This window comes from Planococcus sp. CAU13 (assembly GCF_000775575.1).
In the GTDB taxonomy this organism is placed as follows: Bacteria; Bacillota; Bacilli; order Bacillales_A; family Planococcaceae; genus Planococcus.
Genome location: NZ_JRGN01000136.1, coordinates 1 through 5,313, shown reverse-complemented (window position 1 = coordinate 5,313; position 5,313 = coordinate 1). Strand labels below are relative to the sequence as shown.

The following is a 5,313-nucleotide window of genomic DNA, read 5'->3' as shown; positions in this document are numbered from 1 at the left end:
GGGTCGAAGGTTCGAATCCTTCATGGCTCATCTTTAATTTCCTTGCGCCTGTTCAGCGCGGGGCCTTAGCTCAGCTGGGAGAGCGCGTCGCTGGCAGTGACGAGGTCAGGGGTTCGAGCCCCCTAGGCTCCATTGTTCCATGTGTATTTGTACTATCCATGTGTAAAAATCCCGTATCCATTCAATTGGATACGGGATTTTTTTGTGCAATATATTCGGATTGCGGACGGAAGATGACGTTGTCGGATTGCTGTTCAAGCGTATGGGCTGTCCAGCCGACGATTCGGGCGACGCTGAATGTGGGCGTAAACAGCTCAGGCGGCATATTGATGGAGCGCATGATGGCTGCCGCGTAGAATTCGACATTCGTGTAGAGGGCCCGGCCCGGTTTTCGTTCGTTCAGCAAATGGATGATGCGTTTTTCTGCTTCGACTGCGAGGTCCAGCCAGGCATCGTGTCCCTGCAGCTCGAGGCATTTCTGCCGCAATAAAATGGAGCGCGGATCTTCCGTTCTATAAATGCGGTGGCCGAAGCCCATAATTTTTTCACCGGCATCGAGTTTACGGGTGATTACGGCATCAACCGTTTCCGCTGAACTGATGTCGTCCAGCAGGGCCAGAACTCCTGACGGCGCGCCTCCGTGCAGCGGACCTTTCATGGCGCCGAGTGCGGATGTGACAGCGGCGACCATATCCGATTCTGTTGAAACCGTCACGCGGGCTGCGAAAGTGGAAGCGTTCATGCCATGCTCCATCGTTAATTTCAAATACGTTTCGAGCGCTTCGGTTTGTGCCGCAGCCGGTTTTTCGCCGGTCAGCATCCATAGATAATTGGCGGTGTGCGACAGGCTGCTGTCAGGTGCGATAATGTCCTGTCCTGTTTGGAGACGGTAAAGCACAGCTGTCATCACCGGCAGCGCAGCGGTAAGTGCCACTGCCTGTTCAGCAGGAGGCAGGTTCAAGTATTCTTCAGTGTAATAGGCTGACAGCAGGGTGCGCATCTTGTCCATGAGCGGTGCATCTGCTGGCAGCTCCCGTGCAATTTGTTGAAGATAGGAAGGAAGTGTCCGGTATTTTGCGAATTGCCGTTTCAATTCTTCGTGCTGCTGAACTGTCGGAAACTGGCCGTTCCACAGGAAATAAGCGGTTTCTTCAAAACTCCGGCCGGCAGTCACCCTCTCGACCAATACTCCGCGGTAACGAAGTTCTCCTTTATCTCCTTCGACGGAAGCAATTGCCGTCTGCACCGCCACTACATCTTTTAATCCTTTCTGAAACATGGGAACTCCTCCTTTTTCTTTAGTTTACCCGGTCCTATTGATTATGAAAATTAATGATTTATAATTAAGTCAATTCTAAATATTAATCGATTGAGAGGTGATTGTCATCGATTTGGCATGGCTGAGGACTTTTGCTGATGCTTCAGAAACGCTGAATTTCCGTGTAACTTCCGAGAGGCTGCTGATGTCCCAGCCCAGTGTCACGGTACATATTCGGCTGTTGGAAGAAAGTCTGGGAGTTGTTCTGTTTCAGCGCTATAAAAACCGGGTGACACTGACCGAGGAAGGGAAATTATTTAAAGCGGAAGCCGATAAATTATTGCGGCAGCTGGAACAAAGTGTGGAAAATGTCCATGCATTTGCCCAGGGCTACCGGAGGAAATGGGTGCTCGCGATATCGCCTCTCATGGCGGAAACGGTTTTGCCTTATCTCTTAAAAGCTTTCACCAAACATCATCCCGATCTGGAATTGGTCATTCGGGTGGAAGAATCAGAGAAAATAGAGGCACTCGTAGAGGCAGGGGAAGTCATGGCGGGCATTTCAGCTGTGCAGCCTGTGAGCCGAACGCTGTACAGCGAAATCGTTTACCGGGACGGGCTTGTTTTCGTGGTGCCGACAGACGTTTATGACGATGAGTCAGGTCCGCCTATTTCAGCTGAAGGGATGCTGCGGTCCCATTACCTGTTTACACATCATCATCCGGTATTCTGGGAAGCGCTGCTCGTAAAGCTGCGGATGAAGGAGAAAGGTCTGCGGACGATGAAAGTGACACAGGCGCATATTGCAAAACGCTTTATTCAGGAAGGGCTCGGGGTATCTTTTTTGCCGAGGTCGATGGTGCGCAGGGAATTGATCGAAGGGCGCCTGCTGGAAGCGCCGTTTGACTTGTTTTCATTGCCGGAGGTTGTGACTTATTTTGTGTGTAAAGAGATGGGTGAACTGGAGAAAGAGTTTTTGGGCCGGATGCAGGCAGTATACTTTAGTTGAGGGGGAGAAAAAATGATTCTTGAACAGCCAGGCGTACGGTTGCGGTTGATGAAACGGGAAGATTTCGAAGCTTTATGGGCGCTGTATACGCCGGAAATTTTCGAACATATGCTGACGAAAGTGGAGACGTTCGAGCAGTTGACGGACTGGTTGGCAGCGGGTTTAAATCAATCCAATGTGCTGCAGTTCACGGTGGAGCAGCCTGACACAGGACGGATTGTCGGCACGACCCGGATTTACGGAATCGATGAAACGAATCGCAGCTGTGAAATCGGTTCGACCTTTTATGCGGAGGAATTGCATGGCAGCGGATTGAACAGCCGGGTGAAATACGCGCTGCTTGCCTATTGTTTTGAAGAACGCAGAATGATCCGCGTCCAGTTCAAGACGGATGCGGAAAATATCCGTTCACAAAAAGCGCTCGAAGCCATCGGGGCAGTGAAAGAAGGGGTTCTGCGCAATGAACGCATCCGTTCCACGGGTAAACCGAGAGACGCAGCGGTCTATTCGATTATTGACCGGGAATGGCCGGAAGTGAAAGAATTGTTGAAGAGGAGAATGAATAAATATACGTAAACTTGTCTGGTTGAGCCAACCCTATGACAGCGGTTACAATATGTCTAACTAAACAAGGGGGCATAAAAACATGAATAAATTAAATGTGTCAATTATTGGGGTACCAATGGATCATGGTCAAAATCGCCGCGGCGTGGATATGGGACCAAGCGCCATCCGTTACGCAGGTGTTGTGGAACGCATTGAAAGTCTTGGACATACCGTAAAGGATGAAGGGGACATCCAGATCGGTCACGCGAACGGTTCGATTGACACGGATACCAATCTGCGAAATTTATCTGTTATCACTGAAGCAATGGAAACGTTGAGTGAAAAAGTCCAGGCAGTCACGGAAACGGGCAATTTCCCACTGGTATTGGGCGGCGACCACAGCATCGCAATCGGCACGCTTGCCGGTATTTCACCGAATCATGAAAATCTGGGTGTCATCTGGTATGATGCGCATGCGGATATGAACACGAGCGACACGTCGCCGTCAGGGAATATCCACGGCATGCCGCTTGCAGCAAGCTTCGGCCACGGTCACGAAAAATTGACAGGGATCCGCGGATTCGCACCGAAAGTGAAACCGGAGAACATTGTCATCATTGGCGCACGCTCTGTTGATCCGGGTGAACGCGAATTAATTCGGGAGCGGGGCATCAAAGTTTACAGTATGCACGAAATCGATAAAATGGGTATGAATTTTGTCATCGAAGATACGATCCGCTATTTGAAGGAAGAACGGGGCACGGACGGTGTCCATTTATCACTCGACCTTGACGGCATCGACCCTCTTTACACACCAGGCGTCGGCACGCCGGTTCCGGGCGGCATCAGCTACCGTGAAAGCCATTTGGCAATGGAGATGCTGTATGATGCAGGAATCATTACATCCGCTGAATTTGTTGAAGTCAATCCGATTCTGGATGAAAAAAATCGTACTGCCGACGTTGCAGTTGCCCTGATCGGTTCATTGCTCGGCGAGAAATTACTTTAAGACAGGCGAAAGCCTGTTTTTATTTTGGGCAAAAAGAAGTGCATATCACTTTAGTTATAATGTATGAAATTAAGATGGATTTATTTGGGTAATCTTTGATACGATAGAAAAGAGAAAATAATGAAACCTTTTAACAGATCATCCGTATATAAAACATAGCCGCATAGGCGGAGGGACATGAGATCATGGATGCGTTAGTGAACAAGAGAATAGCAAAAGTCATTAAAGGCGACCAGGACGCATTCGCGGAGATTGTGGAATTGTATCAGCACCAGCTGTATCAAATTTGCTATCGTATGCTCGGCAATAAACATGAAGCCGAAGATATAGCGCAGGAAGCTTTTATGCGTGCTTACGTCAATATTCATACATTCGATCAGAAACGGAAATTCTCCACGTGGCTATATCGTATTGCTACAAATTTGTGCATCGACCGGATCAGAAAGAAAAAGCCGGATTATCACCTGGATGCGGAAGTGCGCGGGGCGGAAGGGTTGAATATGTATTCGGGCATTGCCAACGACGATCCACTTCCCGAAGATGAATTGGTGAAGATGGAAGTTCAGGAGCGGGTACAGTATGAAATCAGCCGCCTGCCCGATAAATACAGGGCAGCCATTGTATTGAAATATATTGAAGAATTGCCGCTGGCTGAGATCAGCGAAATTCTGGATTTGCCGCTTGGGACTGTGAAAACACGCATACACCGAGGGCGGGAAGCCTTGCGGAAGCAATTAAGCAATTTGTAGGAGGCGAGCAGGATGAAGACGTGTCCGGATTACATCGTCCAGTACATGAACGATTATTTAGACGGTGACCTTGAACCATCCAAAGAACGGGTGTTGAAAGAAAATCTGGCGACCTGCGAAGATTGTCAGAAGATGTATCATGAATTGACCAAGACCATTGCACTTGTCCAGAGTGCATCTCATATAGAAGCGCCGAAAGGTTTTGTGGAGGCCACGATGAGCAAGCTGCCGAAACAGAAGCAGCGGACAGGCGCCAAACGCTGGTTAAGGCAGCATCCGTTATTGTCGGCGGCCGCCATTTTTGTCGTTATGATGAGCGCTCTATTATTCTCCGACTTTAACAACGATCAACAATTTTCGTTCACCAAACAGCCGAATGTGGTGGTGGAAGGAAATACGGTGATTGTGCCGGAAGGCGAAGTCGTTACCGGCGATATCACCGTCCGCAACGGTGATTTGCGGGTTGACGGTGAGCTTCACGGCGATGTCACTTTGGTGAATGGGCAGTATATGGCATCCAGCGGTGTGATCACCGGAGAAGTTGAAGAAATCGACCAGATTTTCGACTGGTTATGGTACACCATCAAAGGCGTTTTCAAAGACGCTGCTTCGATTTTCAGCAATGAAAGTGCAAAAATAAGCGAATAAAATCCGTCCCTTTGGGGGCGGATTTTTTTATGCAGGTGGATGAACAATGGTTATCACTTTTCTAGTGTCCAGACTCCAGCGGCCCAGCTCTTCG

The 5,313-nt window shown here is 49.1% G+C and carries 6 protein-coding genes and 1 tRNA gene; 6 read left to right on the top strand and 1 reads right to left on the bottom strand.

Features of this window, described 5'->3' with window-relative positions; genetic code table 11:
• The first annotated feature begins 59 nt into the window (after positions 1-59).
• Positions 60-132: transfer RNA gene (locus tag KW93_RS05775), tRNA-Ala, on the top strand.
• A 49-nt stretch (positions 133-181) separates the two neighbouring features.
• Here the strand turns inward: KW93_RS05775 and KW93_RS05770 are convergent.
• Positions 182-1,279, bottom strand: coding sequence for a citrate synthase/methylcitrate synthase (locus KW93_RS05770; RefSeq protein WP_033542034.1), 1,098 nt, complete (start codon positions 1,277-1,279; stop codon positions 182-184).
• Between the two features lie 112 nt (positions 1,280-1,391).
• Between KW93_RS05770 and KW93_RS05765 the strand changes: the two genes are divergently transcribed.
• From KW93_RS05765 to KW93_RS05745, 5 genes are all read left to right on the top strand, one after another.
• Complete coding sequence (locus KW93_RS05765; protein WP_235318368.1) at positions 1,392-2,267, top strand: LysR family transcriptional regulator; 876 nt, start codon at positions 1,392-1,394, stop codon at positions 2,265-2,267.
• Positions 2,268-2,279: 12 nt separating this feature from the next.
• Positions 2,280-2,843 (top strand): GNAT family N-acetyltransferase, encoded by a 564-nt coding sequence (locus tag KW93_RS05760; RefSeq protein WP_033542033.1) that lies wholly within the window; start codon positions 2,280-2,282, stop codon positions 2,841-2,843.
• Positions 2,844-2,913: 70 nt separating this feature from the next.
• Positions 2,914-3,822 (top strand): arginase, encoded by a 909-nt coding sequence (gene rocF / locus KW93_RS05755; protein WP_033542032.1) that lies wholly within the window; start codon positions 2,914-2,916, stop codon positions 3,820-3,822.
• Between the two features lie 185 nt (positions 3,823-4,007).
• Positions 4,008-4,571, top strand: a complete 564-nt coding sequence (gene sigW / locus KW93_RS05750) for an RNA polymerase sigma factor SigW (protein ID WP_033542031.1) — start codon at positions 4,008-4,010, stop codon at positions 4,569-4,571.
• 12 nt (positions 4,572-4,583) lie between these two features.
• Positions 4,584-5,219: an anti-sigma factor family protein gene (locus tag KW93_RS05745; protein WP_033542030.1), complete on the top strand. Its 636-nt coding sequence runs from the start codon at positions 4,584-4,586 to the stop codon at positions 5,217-5,219.
• Positions 5,220-5,313: the final 94 nt, after the last annotated feature.

Excerpts from the sequence above, each read along its gene's own strand:
- KW93_RS05770 (WP_033542034.1), bottom strand. The coding sequence starts at position 1,279 with ATGTTTCAGAAAGGATTAAAAGATGTAGTGGCGGTGCAGACGGCAATT.
- KW93_RS05760 (WP_033542033.1), top strand. The coding sequence starts at position 2,280 with ATGATTCTTGAACAGCCAGGCGTACGGTTGCGGTTGATGAAACGGGAA.
- KW93_RS05745 (WP_033542030.1), top strand. The coding sequence starts at position 4,584 with ATGAAGACGTGTCCGGATTACATCGTCCAGTACATGAACGATTATTTA.
- rocF (WP_033542032.1), top strand. The coding sequence starts at position 2,914 with ATGAATAAATTAAATGTGTCAATTATTGGGGTACCAATGGATCATGGT.
- sigW (WP_033542031.1), top strand. The coding sequence starts at position 4,008 with ATGGATGCGTTAGTGAACAAGAGAATAGCAAAAGTCATTAAAGGCGAC.